This window comes from Nonomuraea sp. NPDC049421 (assembly GCF_040677005.1).
In the GTDB taxonomy this organism is placed as follows: Bacteria; Actinomycetota; Actinomycetes; order Streptosporangiales; family Streptosporangiaceae; genus Nonomuraea; species Nonomuraea salmonea.
The window spans coordinates 203350-224431 of the sequence record NZ_JBFAQA010000009.1 but is presented as its reverse complement, the minus strand read 5'-3'; the positions used below and the strand labels follow the sequence as shown (position 1 = coordinate 224431).

Sequence of the window (21082 nt, the reverse complement as noted above, 5' to 3'; positions counted from 1 at the left end):
GGGGGTGTTACGAGATGACGGCCCGCGCGGGAGCTCCGGCCACCGGGACGATGTCCACCCCGGTGACGCGCTTCGGGCCGGTGACGGCGACGCGCAGCTCGTCGCCGTCCCTGGTGGCGACCGCGACCGTCAGGCCGTCGGCGTCGTGGATGTGGACCGTGCCGTCGCCGCCCCCGAAGGCGACGAGCGTGATCTCGGGCGGCACGTCCACCGTGTCCCCTTCCTCCTGGACCGGGATGAGCGCGCCGTAGCGGACGAAGAGCGGGATCTGGTCGAGCGGCCTGCCGATCCGGACGTAGCGGGCGCCCTCCAGCACCTCGCCCGTCCAGTAGTCCACCCACCGGCCATGCGGCAGGTAGACCTGCCTGACGCCGTCCGGCGCGGTCATGGGGGCCACGAGCAGGTCGCGGCCGAGCAGGTACTCCAGGTCGGCCTGCCAGGCCACCGGGTCGTCAGGGTGGTCGACGCACAGCGCCCGCATCATCGGCGCCCCCGTACGCGCGGCCTCGACGGCCGCCGAGTAGAGGTAGGGCATCAGCCGGTAGCGCAGCCTGAGCGCGGCCACCGCCTCCGCCTCGACGGCGGGGAACTCCCACGGCTCGCGGGTGGTGGTGCCGTGCAGGCGCAGCAGCGGGGACAGCGCGCCGAACTGGGTCCAGCGGACGTACAGGTCGTCGGTCGGGCGGCCGGTGAAGCCGCCGGCGTCGTGGCTCCAGAACGGCACGCCCGACAGGCCGTGCGCCAGGCCGCCCCTGATCGTGCTGCCCATGGCGGCGTAGCTGGTGTAGGTGTCGCCGCCCCACTGGGCGCTGTGGCGCTGCCCGCCCAGGTACGACGAGCGCGCCCACACCAGGTCGTGCCCGTTGACCTCACGGGTGACCTCGGCCACGACGTCGTTGAACAGCAGCGTGTAGACGTTGTGCAGGTCGGAGCCCGACATGCCGTTGAAGGCGACCGCGTCGGCGGGCACGCCCTCGGCGAAGTCGGTCTTGAACGCGGCCACGCCCTGGCGCAGCAGCGGGCGCAGCAGGTCCTTGAACCAGGCGACGGCGGCCGGATTGGTGAAGTCGACGATGCCGCAGGCGGGGAAGGAGCCGTGCCAGCAGTCGGCGACGTAGACGAGCCCCGCCTGATTCTTCAGGAAATATCCGGCTTCGGCGGCCTCGCGGAAGGCCGGGCTGAGATGCGAGACGTACGGGTTCATCCACAGGCAGACCTTGAACCCCATCGTGTCCAGCTCGGCCAGCATGCGCTCGGGGTCGGGGAAGTTCTTCGCGTCCCACCGCAGGTCCGACCAGTGCCCGTCGGTCTGCCAGTACGTGTCCAGGTGCAGCACGTCGCACGGGATGCCGCGCTCCCTGATCGTGCGCGCCCTGGCCAGCACCCGCTCCTGGCTGTCCACGCAGAACCCCGACGAGATCCACGTGCCGAACGCCCACTTCGGCGGCAGCGACGGCCGGCAGGTCAGCCGGTCGTAACGCGCCAGCACCTCGGGCGGCGTCGGCCCGGCGATCACGTAGTAGTCGAGCACGTCGTCGGGCACCACGATCTGCACGACGCTGTGCGTGGACTGGCACACGTCGAACTCCACCGGCGCGCCGCTGTCCACCAGCACGCCGTAGCCGCGGCTCGACAGGTAGAGCGGCACGTTCTTGTACGCCCGCTGCGACTCGGCGCCGAAGGCGTCGAAGTTCCACATCACCGGCCGCTGGCCGCGCTTGTCCAGCCGGGTGAACGACTCGCCGAACCCGCTGAACGCCTCGTCCGGCGCGGCGGCGAAGCTCTCGTGGTAGGCCACCGGGGTGCCCGCGGCGCGGGAGCGGCCGAACGGCAGCGTACGCAGCCGGCCGCTGATGTCGGTGTGGCCGCGGTCCTGCTCGACCAGCGTGGCGCCGGAGGCGCCGGTGAAGCGCAGGTGCCAGGGCGACAGGCCGATCTCGGCGCGCAGCGGGCCCGCGTCGATCACGATCGGCTCGCCCGGCTCCGTCGCCGCTCGCGCTTCGGCGTACGTGCCGGGCTTCACCAGCGCGATCGCCCCCTCCGAGCGGGGGCGCGCGGTCGCGTCCTCCGACAACCTGACCCTGATCACGCCCTCGCCCGCCACGCCCACCTGCACGACCAGCGTCTCCTGGGCCGTGGTCACCGCCTTGAGCAGCACCTCCGCTCCGTCGGCCGCGAGCAGCTCTGCCGAGGCGAGCGCCGACAGGCCGCCCTCGCCCCGCTCGCGGACCGGCAACTCGGGCGGGTCCGCGACGAAGTACTCGTGCGCGACCAAGGGAGGGCGATAGGGCATGGAAGCTCCTTCAACGCGGGCGCCAAACTCGTGAATTAGTTTGCTGTCCATACCAACAAACGTCAACGGTGCAAGCCCGCAGGAAGGCCCAAACAAAAAGGCCGAGGCGGTTTGCCTCGGCCTGTGCGAGCGCCCCCGGTGGAGCGCGGGAGGGTTAGATGGACACGCCCGGCTGCATCAGGCGGCGGGCGGCCTCGGTGATCGAGCCCGACAGGGACGGGTAGACGGCGAACGTGTGGGCGAGCTGGTCGACGGTCAGCCGCTGCTGCACCGCCACCGACACGGCCAGGATCAGCTCGGAGGCCCGCGGCGCCACCACGACGCCGCCCAGCACGATGCCGGTGTGCGGCCGGCAGAACACCTTCACGAACCCGTCGTTGAAGCCCTGCATCTTGGCGCGGGCGTTGGTGGCGAGCGGCAGCTTGACCACGTTCGCCTCGATCTCGCCCGCCTCGATGGCCCGCTGCGCCACGCCGACCGCGGCGATCTCGGGGTCGGTGAAGATGTTGGAGGCCACCGTGGCCAGCCGCAGCGGCTGCACGGCCTCGCCCAGCGCGTGCCACACCGCGATGCGCCCCTGCATGGCGGCGACGGAGGCGAGCATCAGCACGCCGGTGCAGTCGCCGGCCGCGTAGACGCCGGGCGCGGACGTGCGCGAGACCTTGTCGACCTTGATGAAGCCGCCCCTGTCGAGCTGCACCCCGGCCTCCTCCAGGCCGATGCCGGAGGTGTTGGGCACCATGCCGACCGTCATCAGCGCGTGGGAGCCCTCGGCGGTGCGGCCGTCCTCCAGCGTCACCACCACGCCGTCGGCGGTGCGCTTGACGGAGGCGGCCCTGGAACGGCCCATGACGTTCATGCCGCGCCGCCGGTAGACCTCTTCGAGCACCTCGGCGCCGTCGGCGTCCTCGTTGGGCATCATGCGGTCGCGGCTGGAGACCAGCGTGACCTCCGACCCCAGCGACCGGTAGGCCCCGGCGAACTCGGCGCCGGTCACCCCAGACCCGATGACGATGAGGTGCTCGGGCAGCTCCTCCAGGTCGTAGAGCTGACGCCAGTTGAGTATGCGCTCGCCGTCGGGCTCGGCGCCGGGCAGCACGCGGGGCGTCGCCCCGGTGGCCACCAGCACCACGTCGGCCCTGATCGTCCGGTCGCCGGCCCGCACCACCTGCGGATCGACCAGCCGGCCCCGCGCCCTGATGATCTCGACGCCCTCGGCCTCGACCCGCGTCGCGATGTCGGCCGACTGCGCCTGCGCCAGCTCCTTGACCCGCTTGTTGACCAGCGGCAGATCGACGCCCACCGTGCCGGCGTCGCCGTCGGGCCCGCCGGAGAACGACACGCCCAAGGAGGGGGCGTCGAGCAGCGCCTGCTTACGCACGGAGGTCGCGATCAGGGTCTTGGACGGCACGCAGTCGGTCAGCACGCACGCGCCGCCGGGGCCGTCCTGCTCGACCATCGTGACTTGTGCGCCTAGCTGAGCGGCCACCAGCGCCGCCTCGTAGCCGCCTGGTCCACCGCCGATGATCACGATCCTCGTCACGTCACCCATTGTCCCGCATGCCCCGGCCCGAGGTCGAAACGGGGCGCGGTCTCAGGCGCTACTCTTGTCAGCTGTGCCTGTCTACGCCGCCTACGGCAGCAACATGGACCCTGAGCAGATGGCCATGCGTGCCCCGCACTCCCCCATCAGGGGCGTCGGATGGCTGCCGGGCTGGCGCCTGACGTTCGGCGGCATGGACCTCGCCTGGGAGGGCGCGGTCGCCACCATCGTCGAAGATCCCGACGAGCACGTCTTCGTGGTGCTCTACGACGTGCCCGAGTGGGAGGAGACCTCGCTCGACCAGTGGGAGGGCGCCGTACGCGGGGCCTACCACAAGGTGCGGCTGCGGGTGCAGACGCTCGACGGCGAGGTCGTGGCCTGGTTCTACGTGCTCGACGGCTACGAGGGCGGCCTGCCGTCGGCCCGCTACCTCGGCAGCCTGGCCGAGGCGGCCGAGCGGGCGGGCGCTCCCGACGACTACGTCAAAGAGCTGCGAGAGCGCCCCTGCACCTCCTACGGCGGCTAGCTGAGCGGCTTGTCCTTGGTCTCCCTGAGCACGAAGAGATAGACCAGGGTCGAGATCAGCGCCAGCGCCGACATGTACCACGGGAAGAGCCCGGGGTTGCCCGCGTCCTTCAGCGCCGTCCCGATCAGCGGCGCGGTGCCACCGAAGATCGCCACGGTCAGCGAATACGGGAACCCGGCCCCCGCCGCCCGCACCCGGGTGGGGAAGAGCTCGGCGTTGACCGCCGCCGAGATCGAGGTGAAGCAGCCGAGGAAGACCATGCCGATGAGCTGGACGACCAGCAGGCTCGCGTAGGCGTCGGTGAGCAGCCCGAGCATCGGCACCGGCAGCACGACGAACCCGATGCCGAACGTGATCAGCATGGGCCTGCGCCCGATCCTGTCGGACAGCATGCCGAGCAGCGGCTGCAGGATCATGAAGAAGACCAGCGAGATCGTGCCGATCTGCAGCGAGTCCGCCACGTCGAAGCCGACGGTGATCTGCGCGTACGTGGGCAGGAACGTGGTCCACGTGTAGTACGCGACGGTGCCGGCGATCGTGATGCCCACGATGGTTGCCGCGGACCTCGGGTAGTTCTTGAGGAACTCGAACATCTTGGGCCGCTCGGCCTTGCCGCTCTGGATCTCGCCGGCGACGGCGGAGGTCTCGTCGGCGCCCCTGCGGATCCACAGGCCCACGAGGCTGAGCAGGGCGCCCACGAAGAACGGGATCCGCCAGCCGAAGGAGTCCATGTCGGCCTTGATCAGGAGGGTCGCCAGCAGGGCGGCCAGGCCCGAGGCCAGCAGCTGGCCGATCGTGGTGCTGACGTACTGGAAGCTCGAGTAGAGGCCGCGGCGGCCGTGCGGGGCCGACTCGACGAGGAACGTGGTGGCGGCGGCGAACTCGCCGCCGACCGACAGGCCCTGGATGAGCCTGGCCAGGGTCAGGATGACGGGCGCGAGCAGGCCGACCGACTCGTACGTGGGGGTCAGGCCGACGATCAGCGAGCCGACGCCCATCAGCATGATGGTGAACGTCATCGCGGCCTTACGTCCGTAGCGGTCGGCGAACGCCCCGACCACCAGGCCGCCGAGCGGACGCATGAAGAAGCCCACGGCGAAGACGGCGAACGAGCTGAGCAGCGGCACCAGGCTGTTGCCCGAGCTCTCGGCGAAGATCTGAACGGAGAAGATGGGAGCGAGGAAGCTGTAGGCGTACCAGTCGTACCACTCGACGACGTTGCCGATGCTGGCCGCCGTGAGCTGGCGGACACGGCTCTTGGGGATGCCGAGTGGTGATTGCGCCACCGGGGAGGTCGCCACGTGGGCTCCTTTGCTGACAACTGCAGAGATGGCTTACTGTGCATTCGGACGACCGAAACAGTCAAATGTCTCGGCAAACATTTACAAACCAGACATAGAAACGGCCCTAGGTGGATGTTCTCGACCGGCGTCTCGTCGCCGCCCTGCAAGTCAGCCCCCGAGCGTCGTGGGGCGAGCTCGGCCGGGCCGTGGGCGAGCACGAGCGCACGGTCGCGCGGCGGCTGCAGCGGCTGATCGCCGACGGCGTCGTCCGCGTCACCGCCATCTACGACGACCTGCGCACCGGCCACGGCCGTCCCGTGCACCTGCACGTCCAGGTGCGTCCCGGCACCGTGCCGGAGGTGGCGAAGGCGCTGGCCGGCCGGGCCGACACCCGCTCGGTCTACGCGCTGACCGGAGCCGCCGACATCGGCTGCGAGCTGGTCGCCCCCACCAGGGAGGACCTGCACCACATCCTGTCCGCCCAGGTCACCGGCATCGACGGCGTGCTGCAGACGCAGACCCAGGTGGTGCTCCACACGTTCAGGACCGTCGCCGAGTGGCATGCCCCCTACCTCACCGAGCGGGAGGTCGCCGAGCTGCGGCCGGGCCCGCTCCCCGAGTCGGAGCCGGAGCCGCCGCCCGACGAGGAGGGCCTGACACCGCTGGAGCAGGAGATCGCCGAGCTGCTCGCCGGCGACGGGCGCATCGCGTTCACCGCGGTCGCCGAGCGCCTCGACATCTCCGTGCCGACCGCCCGCAGGCGGGTCACCTCGCTCATCGAGCGGCGGCTGCTGCTGCCCCGCGCCGAGGTCGAGCCCGCGCTGCTCGGCCTGGAGGTCGAGGCCATGCTCTGGCTCAAGGCCCGCCCCCACGGCCTCGACCGGGTCGGCCGGCAACTGGCCGCGCACCCCCACGTCCGTTACTGCGCCGCGACCACGGGCACGCATTCCCTCATCGTGCAGGTCGTGGCGGCGCACGAGGCGGCGCTCTACCGTTTCATGACCGGCGTCGTCGGCCGGTACGACGAGATCACCGACGTCGACCTCACCCTGATCACCCGTGCCTACAAGCGCGGTCACCTCCACAAGTCCGGACTGCTCACGCTCGACCACCGTTGGGAGAACACACCATGACCCCTGCTGAGAGGGAAGTCGCCGACCTGTGCGTGGAGCTGATCCGCGCCGACAGCAGCAACTACGGCGACGGCAGCGGCCCCGGTGAACGCGCCGCCGCCGAGGTCGTCATGGCCAGGCTGGCCGAGGTCGGCATCGAGCCGACGTACATCGAGAGCGAGCCAGGCCGCGGCAACGTGATCACCCGCGTCGAGGGCACCGACTCCTCGCTGCCCGCCCTGCTCGTGCACGGCCACCTCGACGTCGTGCCGGCCAACGCCGACGACTGGTCGGTCGACCCGTTCGCGGGCGAGGTGCGCGACGGCTACATCTGGGGCCGCGGCGCCGTGGACATGAAGGACATGGACGCGATGATGCTGGCCGTGCTGCGCCGCTTCAAGCGCGAGGGCATCAGGCCGCGCCGCGACATCGTCTTCGCCTGGGTGGCCGACGAGGAGGCCGGCGGCGTCTACGGCGCCAAATACCTCACCGCCCACCACCCCGAGCTGTTCGAGGGCGTCACCGAGTCGATCAGCGAGGTCGGCGGCTACTCCCTTGAGGTGGACCCGTCACTGCGGCTCTACCTCATCGAGACCGCCCAGAAGGGCCTGGCCTGGATGAAGCTGATCGCCGACGGCACCGCCGGCCACGGCTCCATGCTGAACGACGACAACGCCGTCACCGAGGTCGCCAAGGCGGTGGCCAGGATCGGCGCCCACGACTGGCCGCTGACCTACACCGAGACCGTGCGCCGCTTCCTGACCGAGGTGGCCGACGCCTTCGGCATCCCGTTCGACGAGAACGACCCGCAGCCGATCCTCGACAAGATCGGGCCGCTGGTGCGCTTCGTCGGCGCGACGCTGCGCAACACCACCAACCCGACCCAGCTCGGCGCCGGCTACAAGTCGAACGTCATCCCCGGCCAGGCCACGGCCGTGGTGGACGGGCGGTTCCTGCCGGGGCACGAGGAGGAGTTCTTCAAGACCATCGACGGGCTGCTCGGGCCGAAGGTGCGCCGCGAGTTCGTGCACCACGACATCGCGCTGGAGACCTCGTTCGACGGGGCGCTGGTCGAGTCGATGATCGCGGCGCTGAAGGCCGAGGACCCGGCGGCGCGGGCGATCCCGTACTGCATGTCGGGCGGCACCGACAACAAGACGTTCTTCGCCGACCTCGGCGTGCGCGGGTTCGGGTTCGTGCCGCTGCGGCTGCCCGCCGACATGGACTTCGCCGCGATGTTCCACGGCGTGGACGAGCGGGTGCCGGTGGACGCCCTCCAGTTCGGCGTGCGGGTACTGGACAGGCTGCTCCTAAACTACTGAAGGTGACCAAAGACGCATACACCCTGGCCAGTGAGGCCGCCGCGGCGCTGCGCCGCGCCGCGGGCCTCGACAAGCTCGACGTGCCGCTCGACGTGGCGCTCGTCATGGGGTCGGGGTGGGTGCCCGCCGCCGACGCGCTCGGCGAGACGGTGAGCGAGATCCCCTTCACCGACCTGCCCGGCTTCCGCGCCCCCGCCGTCGCCGGGCACGGCGGCAAGATCCGCGTCGTGCGCACCCCGTCCGGCCGGCACGCGCTGATCTTCCTCGGCCGCACCCACCTCTACGAGGGGCTCGGGGTGGACGCGGTCGTCCACGGCGTGCGCACGGCGGCCGCGGCCGGCGTGCGCACGCTGGTGCTCACCAACGCGGCCGGCGGCCTGCGGCCCGAGACGCAGAACGTCGGCGACCCGGTCCTGATCAGCGACCACATCAACCTGACCGGTGCCAACCCGATCACCGGCACCACCTTCATCGACCTCACCGAGGTCTACTCGCGGCGGCTGCGGGCTCTGGTGCGCGAGGTGGACCCGACCCTGGCCGAGGGCGTCTACGTCGCCTTCAGGGGCCCGACGTACGAGACCCCGGCCGAGATCCGCATGCTTCGCACGCTCGGCGGCGACATGGTGGGCATGTCCACCGTCCTGGAGGCCATCGCCGCCCGCGAGGCGAATGTCGAGGTGCTCGGCCTCTCCCTGGTCACCAACCCGGGCGCCGGGCTGTCCGGCGAGCCGCTCGACCACGAGGAGGTCCTCCAGGTGGGCCGGGCGACGGCCGCCCGCATGGGCGTGCTGCTCGCCAAGGTGGTGGACCGGCTGTGAGCCCGGCGATGAGTCTCGTGGACGAGGCCCGCGCCTGGCTGGCGCAGGACCCCGACCCCGACACCAGGGCCGAGCTGGCCGGGCTGATCGAGCGCGACGACCTGGACGCGCTGCGCGAGCGGTTCGGGGCGCGGCTGGAGTTCGGCACCGCGGGCCTGCGCGGCGAGCTGGGCGCCGGGCCCAACAGAATGAACCGGGTCACCGTGATGCGCGCCGCCGCCGGTCTCGCCGCCGTGCTCGGTCCCGGCCGGCACGTCGTCATCGGCTACGACGCGCGGCACAAGTCCGACGTGTTCGCCCGCGACACCGCCGCCGTGCTGACCGGCGCCGGGCTGCACGCCACCCTGCTGCCACGCCCGCTGCCCACGCCGGTGCTCGCCTTCGCCGTCCGCCACCTGGGCGCCGATGCCGGGGTGACGGTCACGGCCAGCCACAACCCGCCGCGCGACAACGGCTACAAGGTCTACTGGGGCGACGGGTCCCAGATCGTGCCGCCCGTCGACGGCGACATCTCCGCCGCCATCGACGCCGTCGGCCGGGTGGACGAGCTGCCGCTCGGCGGCCCCGGCACGCTGACGGAGCTGGGCGAGGACATCGTCGACGACTACATCGAGGCCGTCACCGCGCTGCCCCTCGGTGACGCGCGCGAGCTGCGGGTGGCGTACACGCCGCTGCACGGGGTCGGCGCGGCCACGCTGACCGGCGCGTTCCTCGCCGCCGGGTTCGAGAGCCCGATGGCGGTCGAGGAGCAGCGCAACCCCGACCCCGACTTCCCCACCGTCGCCTTCCCCAACCCGGAGGAACCGGGCGCGATGGACTTCGCCGCCGCGCTGGCCGGCAAGATCGGCGCGGACCTGGTGCTGGCCAACGACCCCGACGCCGACCGGTGCGCGGTGGGGGTGCCGCTGCCGGGCGGCGGCGTACGGATGCTGACCGGCGACGAGATCGGCGGCCTGCTGGCCGAGCACGTCATCACGCACACCACCGGCGACCGCATGGTCGCCACCACCATCGTCTCCTCCACTCTGCTCGCCAAGATCGCCCGCGCCCACGGCGTGCGGTACGGCGAGACGCTGACCGGCTTCAAGTGGATCATCAAGGCCGGGCCAGGGCTGGTGTTCGGCTACGAGGAGGCCATCGGCTACAGCGTCGGGTCCGACGCGGGGCTGCCGGTCCGGGACAAGGACGGCATCGGCGCCGCGCTGACCGTGGCGGGCATCGCCGCCGCCGCCAAGCGCGACGGGCGTACGCTGCTCGACCTGCTCGACGACCAGGCCCGCCGCTACGGCCTGCACGCCACCACCCAGCTCTCCTTCCGGGTCGCCGACCTGTCGCTCATCACCGACGCCATGTCCCGGCTGCGGGCCGAGCCTCCGGCTGGTCTCGGCGGCCTTGAGGTGACCGCCGCCGACGACCTCGCGCGCGGCGACGGCGGCCTGCCGCCGACCGACGGGCTGCGCTACCGGCTGGCGGACGACGCCCGCGTGGTCGTCCGGCCGTCCGGCACCGAGCCCAAGCTCAAGTGCTACCTGGAGGTGGTCGTGCCGGTCACCACGACGCCCGGCGAGGCGCGAGCGGCTGCCGCGCGGCGGCTCGATGCCGTCAAGTCCGACCTCGCCGCACGGCTGGGGCTGGGGTGACGGAGTCCGAGGATGGCGCCGAGACGGTCCCGGCCTACCTCGTGTACGTGTTCGCGCTGCACGGGCGGGTGCGGCCGTACAGCAAAGTACCTGGAGTGGGAGCTGCGGCGGCATCCGCTGGGCGCGCCGCTGTGGGCGGCCGACGCGCTGCTGCCCCTGCTGGCGGCGGCTCTCACCCTTGAGGCGGGCGGCGCCGTACGGACGCTGCTCAACGACCTCGAACCCCATGCCAGGGCGGCCGGGCACGGCGAGATCTACGACTCGTGGGGCGCGGACCTCGCGTTCCTGCGGGGCCGCTGACCACCTCGCGTTCCCGCGGGGGCGCTGACCGCCTCGGCCGGCAGCCGCGCCGCCAGCCTGAGCAGCCCGGCGGCCGCGAGCGCCAGCAGCGTGCCGAGCGCCGCCCAGAGCAGCGGCGGCCACAGCACGACCAGCGCAGAGAACCCGGCCGGCGCCACCACCTGCCCGACCGCCCACGTCATCTGGTGAATCGCCAGGTACCGCCCCCGCATCGCGGCAGGCGCGGCCCCGGCCGCCAGGGCCGCGGCGGGCGCGGTGTGCAGCAGTTCGGCCAACGTGAACACCAACGTGGCCGCGACCAGCACCGCCACCCTGGCGAGGCCGGCCGGGACCGCCGCCGTCACCGCGTACAGACCGCAGGCGACCACGAAGACCCCGCCCGCGAGTGCCATCGCGTGGGTCCGTCGAGCATGCCGCTGCACATGCCGCACCGGCATCTGCCCCACCGCCACCAGCAGCGTGTTGACCGTGTACAGCACCCCCAGCAGGGCGGGAGGCAGCTCAAGGACGGAGACCGCTTAGAGAGGGTCGCCTGGGTCGCGTAGAGGCGGTCCCGGCCGCCGCCCTCGCTGATCACCGCCACGTAGCTGCTTGAGGCGGGGTAGTAGGCCCGGTCGCCGGCCGCGATGACGGCGGCGATCGCGATGAGCGCGCCGAAGCCGTCCACCAGCGGGTAGACGGCGAAGCCGAGTGCGCGGATCACGTACGTGCCGACCAGCACCGTACGCGCGTCGAACCGGTCGATGAGCATGCCCGCCACGGGATTGGCCGCGAGCCCCAGCCCCGCCGCCACCGTCACCCCCAGCCCCACCGTCGCCGGCGGCAGGCCGGTCACCTGCTGGATGAACAGGAGCGTCAGTGGGACGTACAGGCCGTTGCCGAGAGCGTCCACGAACATGCCGACGAGAAAGGGACGCACGGCACGGCTGCCCGATGAGGTGAATCGCACCCGCAGCAGTGTCCAGGCCGGCCACGCCCGCGCGGATCGGCCACCGGGCCGGGACCGATTCGGCCATCCGTCCTAGGACCGGCCCGCCCCCAGCCACCCCTCGGAGCCGACCACACCGGACCGACGGACGGCGCGTCGGCCCGGCCTCAGGTGCCGCGGCCGGCCGTGCGGCCGGCCGTGCGGGCGGTCAGGACAGGCGGAACTGGAGGTCGGTGAGGAAGTTGGCGGGGTCGTTCTCGACGCGGGGGTCGGTGTTGTAGACCTCCAGGCGGCAGCCCCAGTGCTCGGCGCCGTCGCCCTCGGTCATGTCCCACTTCAGGCCCTGCTCCTCGCCCCACGCCAGCAGGACACGGGTGGCCTCGATGAGGCCGTCGAAGTGGCCGCGGTGGGTCAGGGTGGCGTAGCGGCCGGCGGGCAGGACGGCGGCGAAGTAGTCGCCCTCGCTCTCCACAGGCTCGGCGACCGGCACCCCGGCCTGCATCACCAGCCCGTCGCCTGCCGTGTCGAAGCTCTCGTAACGCAGGAACGGCGCCCCGGCGATGGCGGCACCGCGTCCCAGCAGCCAGCCGGCGATCTCGCCGATCCGGTCCGCGACGACCGGGATGGTGTTCATGGTGATGGCGCCGCGCACCCCGACGTACGGACGGTCGGGGAGTTCCACGATCTCCGGCATAGGTGAACGCATAGGTGAAACCTCCTTCTCCCCGAGTAAGACCGGCCAGGCCCGCGAAACTCATCGCACGCTCACGCCACGACCGCGGCGACCACCAGAGCGAGTGCGACGACCAGCGCCGCGATCGAGTCGTACGACAACGTCACCCGGGCGGGCCCGGCCTCCTGGGAGCGGCGCTTGGCGGACTCGGCGCGGTCGCGGATCTGGTCGCCCACCCAGTCGGCGTGGGTCTTGCCCGCGAACGCCTCGGCCGCCGCCTGCTCGCCCTTCGACAGGGTCGGCTCGGTGGCGAAGCGCCCCCGCTGCTGGGCGGGGGTGCCGCGCCGCTGCGCCTTGGCCCGTTCGCGCGCGCTGCTCATCGGCGTCCACAGCCGCAGCACCTGGTCGTCGCCGTAGCGCACGTTGATCGAGTGGGAGACGCCGACGTCCTCGATGGAGGCCCACGGCAGGAACGTGGTGCGGAACGGGTTGCGCCCCACCAGCCCCTCCTCGGTGAGCACGGTGGCGGGCCGCAGCGCGACCGCGTAGACCAGCGCGGTCAGCACGGCGAGCACGGCCAGCGCCACCAGCGACGCCTTGCCGCTGAAGCGGACGACCAGGTCGACGACGTTGAGCGCGACGAACACCAGCCAGACCCACGCCAGGACGTAGGCGGTCTTGGAGCGGTAGGTCTGCTTCACGGCTGCCACTTGAGCTGTGCGAAGCCGGGCTTGATCACGCCGTTGATGAGCGCCAGCCGCTCGTCGAACGGCAGGAACGCCGACTTCATCGCGTTGACCGTGAACCACTGCAGGTCGTCCCAGCCGTAGCCGAACGCCTCGACCAGCTTGCGGAACTCGTCCGACACGGTGGTGGAGCTCATCAGCCGGTTGTCGGTGTTGACCGTGACGCGGAAGTGCAGGCGCCGCAGCAGCCCGATGGGGTGCTCGGCGATCGACGCGGCGGCGCCGGTCTGCAGGTTGGAGGTGGGGCACATCTCCAGCGGGATGCGCTTGTCGCGGACGTACGCCGCCAGCCGCCCCAGCTTGGCCGTGCCGTCATCGGAGACCGAGATGTCGTCGATGATGCGCACGCCGTGGCCGAGCCGGTCGGCGCCGCACCACTGGATGGCCTGCCAGATCGACGGCAGCCCGAACGCCTCGCCGGCGTGGATGGTGAAGTGGGCGTTCTCCCGCTGCAGGTATTCGAACGCGTCGAGGTGGCGGGTGGGCGGGTAGCCGGCCTCGGCGCCCGCGATGTCGAAGCCCACCACGCCGCCGTCGCGGTAGCGCACCGCCAGCTCGGCGATCTCGCGGGAGCGCGCCTGGTGGCGCATGGCGGTCAGCAGCGTGCCGACGCGGATGCCGCGCCCCTGGGAGCCGCGCTCGAACCCGTCGAGCACGGCCTCCACCACCTGGTCGAGGCTGAGGCCCCGGGTGGTGTGCTGTTCGGGGGCGAAGCGCACCTCGGCGTAGACCACGCCGTCGGCGGCCAGGTCTTCTGCGCACTCCTGGGCGACCCTGGCGAGCGACTCGCGGGTCTGCATGACGGCGACCGTGTGGTCGAAGGTCTCCAGGTAGCGTTCGAGCGAGCCGGAGTCGGCCGCCTCCTCGAACCACTGGCGCAGGTCGTCGGGGTCGTGGGTGGGCAGCCGGCCGTAGTCGGTCTCCCGGGCCAGCTCGACGATCGTCTCGGCGCGGAGCCCGCCGTCGAGGTGATCGTGCAGCAACACCTTGGGAGCCCGCCGGATCTCGTCAAGCGTGGGGCTCATCCGCCCATGATATGAGGACGGCCCGGCTTTCACTCGCCCCCACCGGGCCCGATCCTGGCGCGCGGCCCGCCGTCACTCGCGTCCGGCGGCCTCGGGAGCGAAGGCGGGCAGGCACACCGCGATGTACTCGGCGCCCTCGGGGCCGACGCTGTAGCGGACCTTCTCGCCCGGCGAGGTCACCACCGACTGCCCGGCGTCGACCCGCGTGGTGCCCTCGTCGTGCTCGACCAGCACGGTGCCGCGCAGGACCACGGTGTACTCGGTGAAGGCCGGCGTCTGCGCGGGCTCCTCCCACCCGGGCGGCGCGGTCATGTGGGCGATGGACACCGCCTCGTCGCCGCTGTTGACGCGGCCCACGTGCTCGTCGATCACTTTGCCACCGGGTACGGGGATGCGCGAGGCCCCCTCGATCTTTCTCACCACGACGGTCAGTGTGCCACGTCGAGCACGAGCCGGTCCGGCGACCCCTGCTCGGTGACCCGGAACCCGGCCCGCCGGTCGAGCGCCAGCCCGATCCCGACGCGGCCCTCGAAGTCGCCGGTCCTGACGACCTTGGTGAGGTTGCCGAGCCCGGCGGCGTAGACGGGGCCGCCGCCCCAGGTGGGCTCGCCCTCGTCGTCGTGGGCGTGCGCGGGGAAGAGCGTGAGCTGCAGGTACGCGCCGCCGCTTACGTCGATGGGCTTGCCCGAGCCGTCCTGGACGAACCCGTCCACCCATTTCACGTCATATCCGGGTATGCCGCCGCGCAGATCGACCACGAGCCGGTCATAGGTGTCGTGAGCCGCATACCGTACGTTCGTCACGACCGCCGGCTCCATGCCGCCCCGATCGACCTCCACCTCGGCCGTACGCGTCGGGCCCGGCTGCGCGGCCGGCCCGGAGGAGGACGGGCTCTGCGGCAGCGTGGCCTGCTGCGCGGTGCCGCACGCGGTGAGCACGCTCAGCAGGGCGAGTGGAAGCAGCAGGCGGACACTCGACGGGCGCATGCCCGGTATTTGCCCAGCGTGCGAACCTGCAAGCGCTCATCTCCCGACTCTGCAAGCGCGTCATCTCCCGACGACTCCCGGATGCGCCTCCTCCAGCGCGGCGCGCCCCTCCGGCGTGAGCCGCAGGTAGAGCCCACGGTCCACGTCGAGCACGAGCGGCGTCCCCTTGCCCCTGACCACGACCTGGATGTCGCACTCCAGGTAGGTGTTGACGTGCTCCTGCTCCAGGTAGTTGCGTTCGAGCACGTCGCCGTTGCGCGACCCGGCCTCCTCCCTGGTCTTGGAGGCGCCGCCGACGCCGCCGTACCCGACCGTCGGTGGCCCTTCGTGCCCGCCGCCGGAGTGCGCGCCCCCGTCCGACGGGTTGCGCAGGTTGCCGGAGACCCCGGCGCGGGCCGCCAGGCCCCGGCCCTCGCCCTGGCCGTGCCCTGCCGTGTCCAGGGTCTGCGCGTAGACGCGCTGCTTGACCCGCGCCTCGGCGACCTCGCGGACGCCGGTGACCTCGATGCCGACCGTGCCGACGCCGGGCAGCTCGTACGTGTGCCCCAGCAGGGACCCGAGGTGCGCCCGCATGGTCCGTTCCTTGGTGCCCTCGGTCAGCGCGATGCCGTCCTGACGGGACAGCTCGAACCCGCCGGGCCGGTCGGCCACCGCCGGCGCCTCGCCGCGCAGCCTGGGCGGCACCGTGGCCAGCGGCGCCCACTCCTCGACCAGCCTGGCGGCGGGGAAGGCGACCTGGCTGACGTCACCCTTGGGCATCGCGTCGCCGAGCATGGCGGTCAGCGGGCCTGGCCCGCCCTGCTCCGCCCAGCGCGGCCGGGTGGCGACGACCTCCGTGTGCGCCGCGACCGGCGTGCCGTGCGGGACCTCCGTGGTCAGGTGGCCCGCCACCAGCAGGCCGACCTCGCCGTGCGCCACCGCGCCGGACGTCGTGGTGACGCCGACGTGCCGGTCGAAGAGCCGTACGGCGCCGTCGTGGCCGGTCAGCTCGCCCGCCTTGAGCAGCACGCCGCGGGCCGCGCCCTGCACCGGCTCCATGACGGGGCTGACCTTGGAGCGTTCGAGCGTGATGTCGTACGTGACCGGATGCCGGAACTCCTGCGGCGCCTCCCGCGTCTGGAAGCGGTTGATGTCCTTGACGTTGGTGCCGCGGGCGTCCACGGCGTGACCGTCGCGGGAGGTCGTGACCCCGGCCTCGCCACCTGCGATGTCACCGTCCGAGGTCCTGATGTAGCGGGCGAGCGCCTCCTTGCCGCGGTCCGACCCCTTCTCCTGGAGGTTCAGGTCGCCACTGAGCCGCTCGCTGCGCAGCATGAGCCCCGTGTCGGCCCGCTCGCCGACGTGCACCCCGTCGCCCAGCCTGGCCGTGACCCTGATCCCCACGCGCTCGCTGACCCGGCCCGCCTCGTCGGTGACGAACAGCCAGGACGTCACGCCGTTCCCGCGCAGCTCGCCCAGCTTCGTCCCGAGCGCCTCCTGACCGAAGTGGCCGCGCAGCTGCTCGGCCACCGGGTGGGCGGTCAGCTCCTGGCCGGGGAAGAGCAGCCCCTCGCCGCGCAACGTCTCCACGATCGCGGGCAGGACGCCGCGCGCGTCGAGGTGGTGCACGGAAGCGGTGCTCATCGCCGCCTCAGGCGCCACATAGGTACGGGCGACGTCCACGGGCTGCTCCGGGGCGTGTCCCGGCTCGGGGGCGGGAGGTTCTGGGACGTCCAGGTCGTGGCGGCGGGCCACCTCGTCGGGCAGCACGACGTCCATGATGTCGGACACGCGCAGGTGAACGGGCTCCCCGTGCTCGACGACCGTCCCGGCGGTCCTGCTGGGCGTCACGGTCAGCACCAGGTCGCCCCGGTACCAGTGCGAGGCGCCGCCGTCCCCGTACGTGACCCGGCTGATGTCCCCACCACCCCGGTACGAGCTCTCCAGGGACATCCGCTTGGCGGCGGCGTGCCCGCCCACCCGGGCCAGCACCTTGTGCTCGGTCCCCGTCACCGGGTGGCCGCCCTCGGGGGAGCCGCCGAGTGTGACCCGCACGCCGGCCCGCGCGTGCCCGCCGACGCCGCGCGCGCCCCGCTCCCCCTCGACGACGCGCGAATTGCTGTTCGCGTACGCCTCGTGCTCGACCCCGGTCTCCGACTTCACGTACGTCAGCCCCGCCACGTCGGCCTGCACGTGCAGCTCGTAGCGCCGGCCGCCGTGCTCGGCCACCACGTGCCGCAGCCCGCCGGGATGGGACGTGATCATGGTCTCCAGGGTGATGACGTCCACCACGTTCTCGATCGTGACCGGCACGTCCAGGCGGCCCGCGGGCGCCGGCAGGTCCGCCCAGGCGGCGTGCACCTCGGCCACCGCCCGCGCCAGGTCCGGCATCGCGCCCAGGCGGACGATCGCGTGCAGCCGGTCGTCGTGCGCCCACACGTCGCGGGGCGGCCCGTCGAGCCGCTCCATGCGGCCCACGGCCGTGACGTCACCGGCCAGCAGCGGCGTCTGCTGCAGGTGCGGCTCGGGGACGACGATCTCCGCCCGGCTGCCGTCCACCCGCCACGACGTGTCGGCCACCACCGCGCCGTCCTTCGAGACCCGCAGCTGGACGTCGAACGACAGGTCCCTGGTGAAGGTGAAGCCGCCACCCGCCTCCGTGCGGTCGTATCGCGTGTGCCCCGCGCCGACCGCGACCGTCTCCGCCTTGGAGCCGCTCGCGATGCCCGCGATGTTGGGGGCGTCCACCTTCAGCATGCCCTCGGGCACGCCGGTCCTGAGCGCCCTGCCCACGTCCACCCGCGCCACGGCGGCCACCTCGCCGCGCACGCCGTGCGAGACCTCGCGCTGGCTGGTGCCGTTCCATGAGGTGAGCCTGCGCTCGTTGATCGTCACGGCCGTCGCGCCGACCTCGTGCCGGTGGCCGAGCACGCCCTGCGCCACGACCTCGACCGTGTGGCCGGCGATCGTGGTCTCGTACCTGACGCCGTGCAGCGCGTACGTCAGGTCCGCCTCCAGGGCGGCGCCCCCGTACCTGAGCTCCAGGTCGCGGACGATCTGCCGCCTGATGCTCTGCGGCAGGTCCGGCAGCGCCCCCTCGACGGCCTGGCGCAGCTCGGCGAACAGCCGCGTGTCCGCGTGCACCCTGATGCCGGTGCCGAGTCCTGGCCCGCGACCGGCGGCGAGCGTCCTGGGCTCCAGCGGGTGCGGGTCGTAGCCCGTCCTGTCCTGGGCGAACTCCTGGCGTACGCGCTCCATCTCGCGGTGCAGGCCGGCCAGCTCCCACTGGATCCTGTTGAACTCGCCGGGCGGATGCAGGTCGTGGCCGAAGACGTCCCGTTCGAGGCCGGGCGCGTCGCGCGTCGGCAGGGCCAGCTCGGCCGGCACGTCCACGGTGAACGTGCCCATCGTCTCCGTCTCGACCTTCAGGCGCAGGTGGGCGTCGTACATGGTGAGGTCGGCCCGGTTGGTGACCACGGTGTGGTTGCCGTGGGCCCGGTTCGCCGTCGCGACGTGGTCGGAGCCGAAGCCGAAGCCGACGATGCCGCGCCCGATCGCCTCCGCCCAGTGGCCGGCGCGCACGCCCAGCCTGCCGCCCACGTGCAGGTTGAGGTCCCTGCCCTGCCGGTACGCCACGCCCTCCGCGTTGCGCCGCCCGAGGTCGTCGCGGAGCATGCCCTCGACAGGGGGCTGCCCGTCGCCGTCCACCCGCTCGATCCTGGTCACCTCGCCGGTGATCCTGATCGACTCCTCCGCCGACCGCAGCGCCGACGTCCTGAACCTGACCGCCTCCGTGACCGCCCCGCTCGACAGCAGCGCCTGGCTGCGGTTCTTGATGCCCTGCTCGTGCAGGATGGTCGAGGTGAGGTGGTCGATGATCTTGACGACCTCGCGGGCGGGCACGCCCTCGGCCAGCGCGCGGCGCTGCACCTCCAGGACGAGCGGCGTCAGGTCGAGGCCGCTGACCGTGATGCCGTGGTCGCGGAACCTGCCCGCCGCCCCCTGCGGCACCTCATGACGCGGGCGGGCCGGCGGGTGGTCGGACGGGCGCGGCGGGCCCTCCCTGGTGAACTGCTCGGGGAAGGGCAGGGTCACCGCCAGGTCCTGGATCCTGCCGGCGGTCGCGAGCTTCGTGCCGTCGCGGTAGACGTCCACGGCGACGTCGGCGAGGAAGTAGTCGTGTTTGGGGCTGATGACCTTGTGGCCGCTCATCAGCTCGATGCTGCTGGTGTGCGTGGTCCTGGAGGTGTCGAGCAGTCCGGTACGCGGCAGCGCCGTCGACTCCTCGGCCGCGTCAGGCGACTCGGTCAGGTTGCGGACGAGGCCGCCGCTCACCTCCCTCGACGTGGCGCGTACCGACTTGCCCTCCACGCCGTCGCCGCCGAACGCGACCGGCTTCTCCGGCGCCAGGGCCGGGTGCTCCACGTGGGTGAACCCCTCGGGGCGCAGCTTGACGTAGATCGCCTTGTCCCCGACGTCCAGGGCCACGCCCTTCGCCAGGCGCTGGGTCCAGGCGTCGCGGTCACCGTCGGCGAGCACCTGCTCCAGCCAGTCGCGGACGGCCGCCCGCTCCCGCTTCGTCGCGCCCTCGATCCCGTCGGCCAGCGCCCGCGCCGCCGCCTTGGCGTCCTGCGGCACCTTGACGTCATGCACGGCCGTCTCCCCGAGCGCCCCGATCTCGGTGGTACGCGGCGGCCGCACCGGCCCCCGCCCCGCCTCACTCACATCAGGCCGCACCACCCCGTCAGGCCGCGCCGCCTGGACGGCTCCCTCCGCCCGGGGCGCGGGGGCGCCGCCCTCCGGGGCGTGCGGCGGAGGGGCCGCGTTGGTGCCCTGCTGCTGCGAACCGGGCTGCTGGTGGGCGGGCTGTGGGTCCGGGCTGGACGCGAGTGTGGTCGTGGGGACCTGACCGGCCTGATGCGCCGCCCCGCCGGAACGGGGCTCGCCGCCGCCCGCGGCCGGGCCGGGGTCGGGGGTGGGGGGAAGGCCGCCTGAGGGCGGAGGCGGGGTGTCGGCGGGCAAGCCTCTGACCAGGTGCTGGCCGTCGGCGCCGAGTGCGCTGGACGTGATGCCCTTGGCCAGCAGCTCCCAGCTGAAGTGCCCCTGCGCCAGCATGGTGCCGGCCGTGGTGAGGCCGCCGGTGACGGCGTACTGGGCGGCCTGACCGTACAGGGAGGAGTCGGCCGCGGCGAGCAGCTTCTCGAACGTGGACATCTCCGCCCGGGTCAGCCCGGCCCGCAGGGCGGGCGTGGCCAGCCGGGACAGCGCGCCCGACATCAGCCCCATCATGCCGCCCATCGCGGCACCGCTCGCCGCCGAGATCGCGAGCTGCTTGACGTCGAACTCGTCCCTGCGGTTGGTCAGCTGCAGCGCCTGGATGCCCGCGTCCATCCCGCCCATGATCCCGGCGAAGATGGCGATGTTGCGCAGTGTCCGCCGGGCGATCTGCGCGACGGTCAGCCGCGCGATCTGCACGCGTGGCGGGATCAGGCCCAGGGCCGCGGGGTTGGTGACGGCGAGGTGCAGCAGCACCACCAGGGTCGCGATCAGCAGCCACACGGTGGCCTCGATCATGTACTTGGCGTACTGGATCTGCACGCCCACGCCGTTGAGCGCGACGGCGGTGTTGACCAGCCGCTCGACGAGGTTCGCCACCTTCTCGTCCGCCGTCTTCCTGACGTGGCCGACGAAGGCGAGGTGCGCGTCGCCGTCCCAGTCGGCGCCGATGAGGCGGGCGCTGCCCGGCAGGTGGGCGTCGGTGCCCTCGACGATCCGGTACGCGGCCGTGATGCACGCGTCGGCCATCCGGAAGCAGCCGCTCTCGTCGCCTTCCGGCCAGTCCATGCCGACGACCCAACCCACGTACGGCTTGGCCCAGTCGGGCGTGAGGAACCCGTCGAAGCCCATG

General features: G+C 72.5%; 17 protein-coding genes. 6 read left to right on the top strand and 11 right to left on the bottom strand.

Going from position 1 to position 21082, the window contains the following annotated elements; genetic code table 11:
* Positions 1 to 7 precede the first annotated feature (7 nt).
* Complete coding sequence (locus AB0K18_RS18075; protein ID WP_364915217.1) at positions 8 to 2293, bottom strand: TIM-barrel domain-containing protein; 2286 nt, start codon at positions 2291 to 2293, stop codon at positions 8 to 10.
* A 154-nt stretch (positions 2294 to 2447) separates the two neighbouring features.
* Positions 2448 to 3836 carry an NAD(P)H-quinone dehydrogenase gene (locus AB0K18_RS18070; RefSeq protein WP_364555001.1) on the bottom strand — a complete coding sequence of 463 codons (1389 nt, stop codon included), beginning with the start codon at positions 3834 to 3836 and terminating at the stop codon, positions 2448 to 2450.
* 73 nt (positions 3837 to 3909) lie between these two features.
* Here AB0K18_RS18070 and AB0K18_RS18065 point away from each other — a divergent pair, with 73 nt between their 5' ends.
* Positions 3910 to 4362 (top strand): gamma-glutamylcyclotransferase, encoded by a 453-nt coding sequence (locus AB0K18_RS18065; protein WP_345396149.1) that lies wholly within the window; start codon positions 3910 to 3912, stop codon positions 4360 to 4362.
* Here AB0K18_RS18065 and AB0K18_RS18060 read toward each other — a convergent pair.
* Positions 4359 to 5663: an MFS transporter gene (locus AB0K18_RS18060; RefSeq protein ID WP_364915215.1), complete on the bottom strand. Its 1305-nt coding sequence runs from the start codon at positions 5661 to 5663 to the stop codon at positions 4359 to 4361. The two genes, AB0K18_RS18065 and AB0K18_RS18060, sit on opposite strands and share 4 nt — an antisense overlap.
* Positions 5664 to 5773: 110 nt before the next feature.
* Between AB0K18_RS18060 and AB0K18_RS18055 the strand changes: the two genes are divergently transcribed.
* The 5 genes from AB0K18_RS18055 to AB0K18_RS18035 are packed head-to-tail and all read left to right on the top strand — an operon-like array spanning position 5774 to position 10837.
* A complete protein-coding gene (locus AB0K18_RS18055; protein ID WP_364915213.1) occupies positions 5774 to 6778 on the top strand; it encodes an Lrp/AsnC family transcriptional regulator in 1005 nt (334 codons plus the stop codon).
* Positions 6775 to 8079 carry a M20/M25/M40 family metallo-hydrolase gene (locus tag AB0K18_RS18050; protein WP_364915211.1) on the top strand — a complete coding sequence of 435 codons (1305 nt, stop codon included), beginning with the start codon at positions 6775 to 6777 and terminating at the stop codon, positions 8077 to 8079. The genes AB0K18_RS18055 and AB0K18_RS18050 overlap by 4 nt, the downstream gene beginning before the upstream one ends.
* A 2-nt stretch (positions 8080 to 8081) precedes the next feature.
* Positions 8082 to 8897, top strand: coding sequence for a purine-nucleoside phosphorylase (locus AB0K18_RS18045; RefSeq protein ID WP_364915209.1), 816 nt, complete (start codon positions 8082 to 8084; stop codon positions 8895 to 8897).
* Between the two features lie 8 nt (positions 8898 to 8905).
* Complete coding sequence (locus AB0K18_RS18040) at positions 8906 to 10537, top strand: phospho-sugar mutase (RefSeq protein ID WP_364915207.1); 1632 nt, start codon at positions 8906 to 8908, stop codon at positions 10535 to 10537.
* 12 nt (positions 10538 to 10549) lie between these two features.
* Positions 10550 to 10837 (top strand): hypothetical protein, encoded by a 288-nt coding sequence (locus AB0K18_RS18035; RefSeq protein ID WP_364915205.1) that lies wholly within the window; start codon positions 10550 to 10552, stop codon positions 10835 to 10837.
* Here AB0K18_RS18035 and AB0K18_RS18030 read toward each other — a convergent pair.
* The 8 genes from AB0K18_RS18030 to AB0K18_RS17995 form a co-directional block, all read right to left on the bottom strand.
* The gene (locus tag AB0K18_RS18030; RefSeq protein ID WP_364915203.1) at positions 10792 to 11283 is read right to left on the bottom strand and encodes a hypothetical protein; all 492 of its coding nucleotides are present in this window, start codon (positions 11281 to 11283) and stop codon (positions 10792 to 10794) included. The genes AB0K18_RS18035 and AB0K18_RS18030 overlap by 46 nt on opposite strands.
* The gene (locus AB0K18_RS18025) at positions 11178 to 11786 is read right to left on the bottom strand and encodes an MFS transporter (protein ID WP_364915201.1); all 609 of its coding nucleotides are present in this window, start codon (positions 11784 to 11786) and stop codon (positions 11178 to 11180) included. The genes AB0K18_RS18030 and AB0K18_RS18025 overlap by 106 nt, the downstream gene beginning before the upstream one ends.
* A 187-nt stretch (positions 11787 to 11973) precedes the next feature.
* A complete protein-coding gene (locus AB0K18_RS18020; RefSeq protein ID WP_364915199.1) occupies positions 11974 to 12471 on the bottom strand; it encodes a GyrI-like domain-containing protein in 498 nt (165 codons plus the stop codon).
* Positions 12472 to 12530: 59 nt separating this feature from the next.
* Positions 12531 to 13139, bottom strand: coding sequence for a PH domain-containing protein (locus tag AB0K18_RS18015; RefSeq protein ID WP_364915197.1), 609 nt, complete (start codon positions 13137 to 13139; stop codon positions 12531 to 12533).
* On the bottom strand, positions 13136 to 14209 hold the full coding sequence (locus AB0K18_RS18010; RefSeq protein WP_364915195.1) for an adenosine deaminase: 1074 nt from the start codon (positions 14207 to 14209) through the stop codon (positions 13136 to 13138). Before AB0K18_RS18010 ends, AB0K18_RS18015 begins: the two co-directional genes overlap by 4 nt.
* Before the next feature lie 72 nt (positions 14210 to 14281).
* A complete protein-coding gene (locus AB0K18_RS18005; RefSeq protein WP_364915193.1) occupies positions 14282 to 14632 on the bottom strand; it encodes a cupin in 351 nt (116 codons plus the stop codon).
* A 5-nt stretch (positions 14633 to 14637) separates the two neighbouring features.
* Positions 14638 to 15195 carry a hypothetical protein gene (locus AB0K18_RS18000; protein ID WP_364915191.1) on the bottom strand — a complete coding sequence of 186 codons (558 nt, stop codon included), beginning with the start codon at positions 15193 to 15195 and terminating at the stop codon, positions 14638 to 14640.
* Between the two features lie 60 nt (positions 15196 to 15255).
* Complete coding sequence (locus tag AB0K18_RS17995; RefSeq protein WP_364915189.1) at positions 15256 to 21081, bottom strand: hypothetical protein; 5826 nt, start codon at positions 21079 to 21081, stop codon at positions 15256 to 15258.
* Between the last annotated feature and the right edge of the window lies 1 nt (position 21082).

Bases quoted from the DNA above. Each gene is read 5' to 3' on its own strand.
- AB0K18_RS18075 (WP_364915217.1), bottom strand. From the start codon at position 2,293: ATGCCCTATCGCCCTCCCTTGGTCGCGCACGAGTACTTCGTCGCGGAC.
- AB0K18_RS18050 (WP_364915211.1), top strand. From the start codon at position 6,775: ATGACCCCTGCTGAGAGGGAAGTCGCCGACCTGTGCGTGGAGCTGATC.
- AB0K18_RS18040 (WP_364915207.1), top strand. From the start codon at position 8,906: ATGAGTCTCGTGGACGAGGCCCGCGCCTGGCTGGCGCAGGACCCCGAC.
- AB0K18_RS18035 (WP_364915205.1), top strand. From the start codon at position 10,550: ATGGCGCCGAGACGGTCCCGGCCTACCTCGTGTACGTGTTCGCGCTGC.
- AB0K18_RS18020 (WP_364915199.1), bottom strand. From the start codon at position 12,471: ATGCGTTCACCTATGCCGGAGATCGTGGAACTCCCCGACCGTCCGTAC.
- AB0K18_RS18010 (WP_364915195.1), bottom strand. From the start codon at position 14,209: ATGAGCCCCACGCTTGACGAGATCCGGCGGGCTCCCAAGGTGTTGCTG.
- AB0K18_RS18000 (WP_364915191.1), bottom strand. From the start codon at position 15,195: ATGCGCCCGTCGAGTGTCCGCCTGCTGCTTCCACTCGCCCTGCTGAGC.
- AB0K18_RS17995 (WP_364915189.1), bottom strand. From the start codon at position 21,081: ATGGGCTTCGACGGGTTCCTCACGCCCGACTGGGCCAAGCCGTACGTG.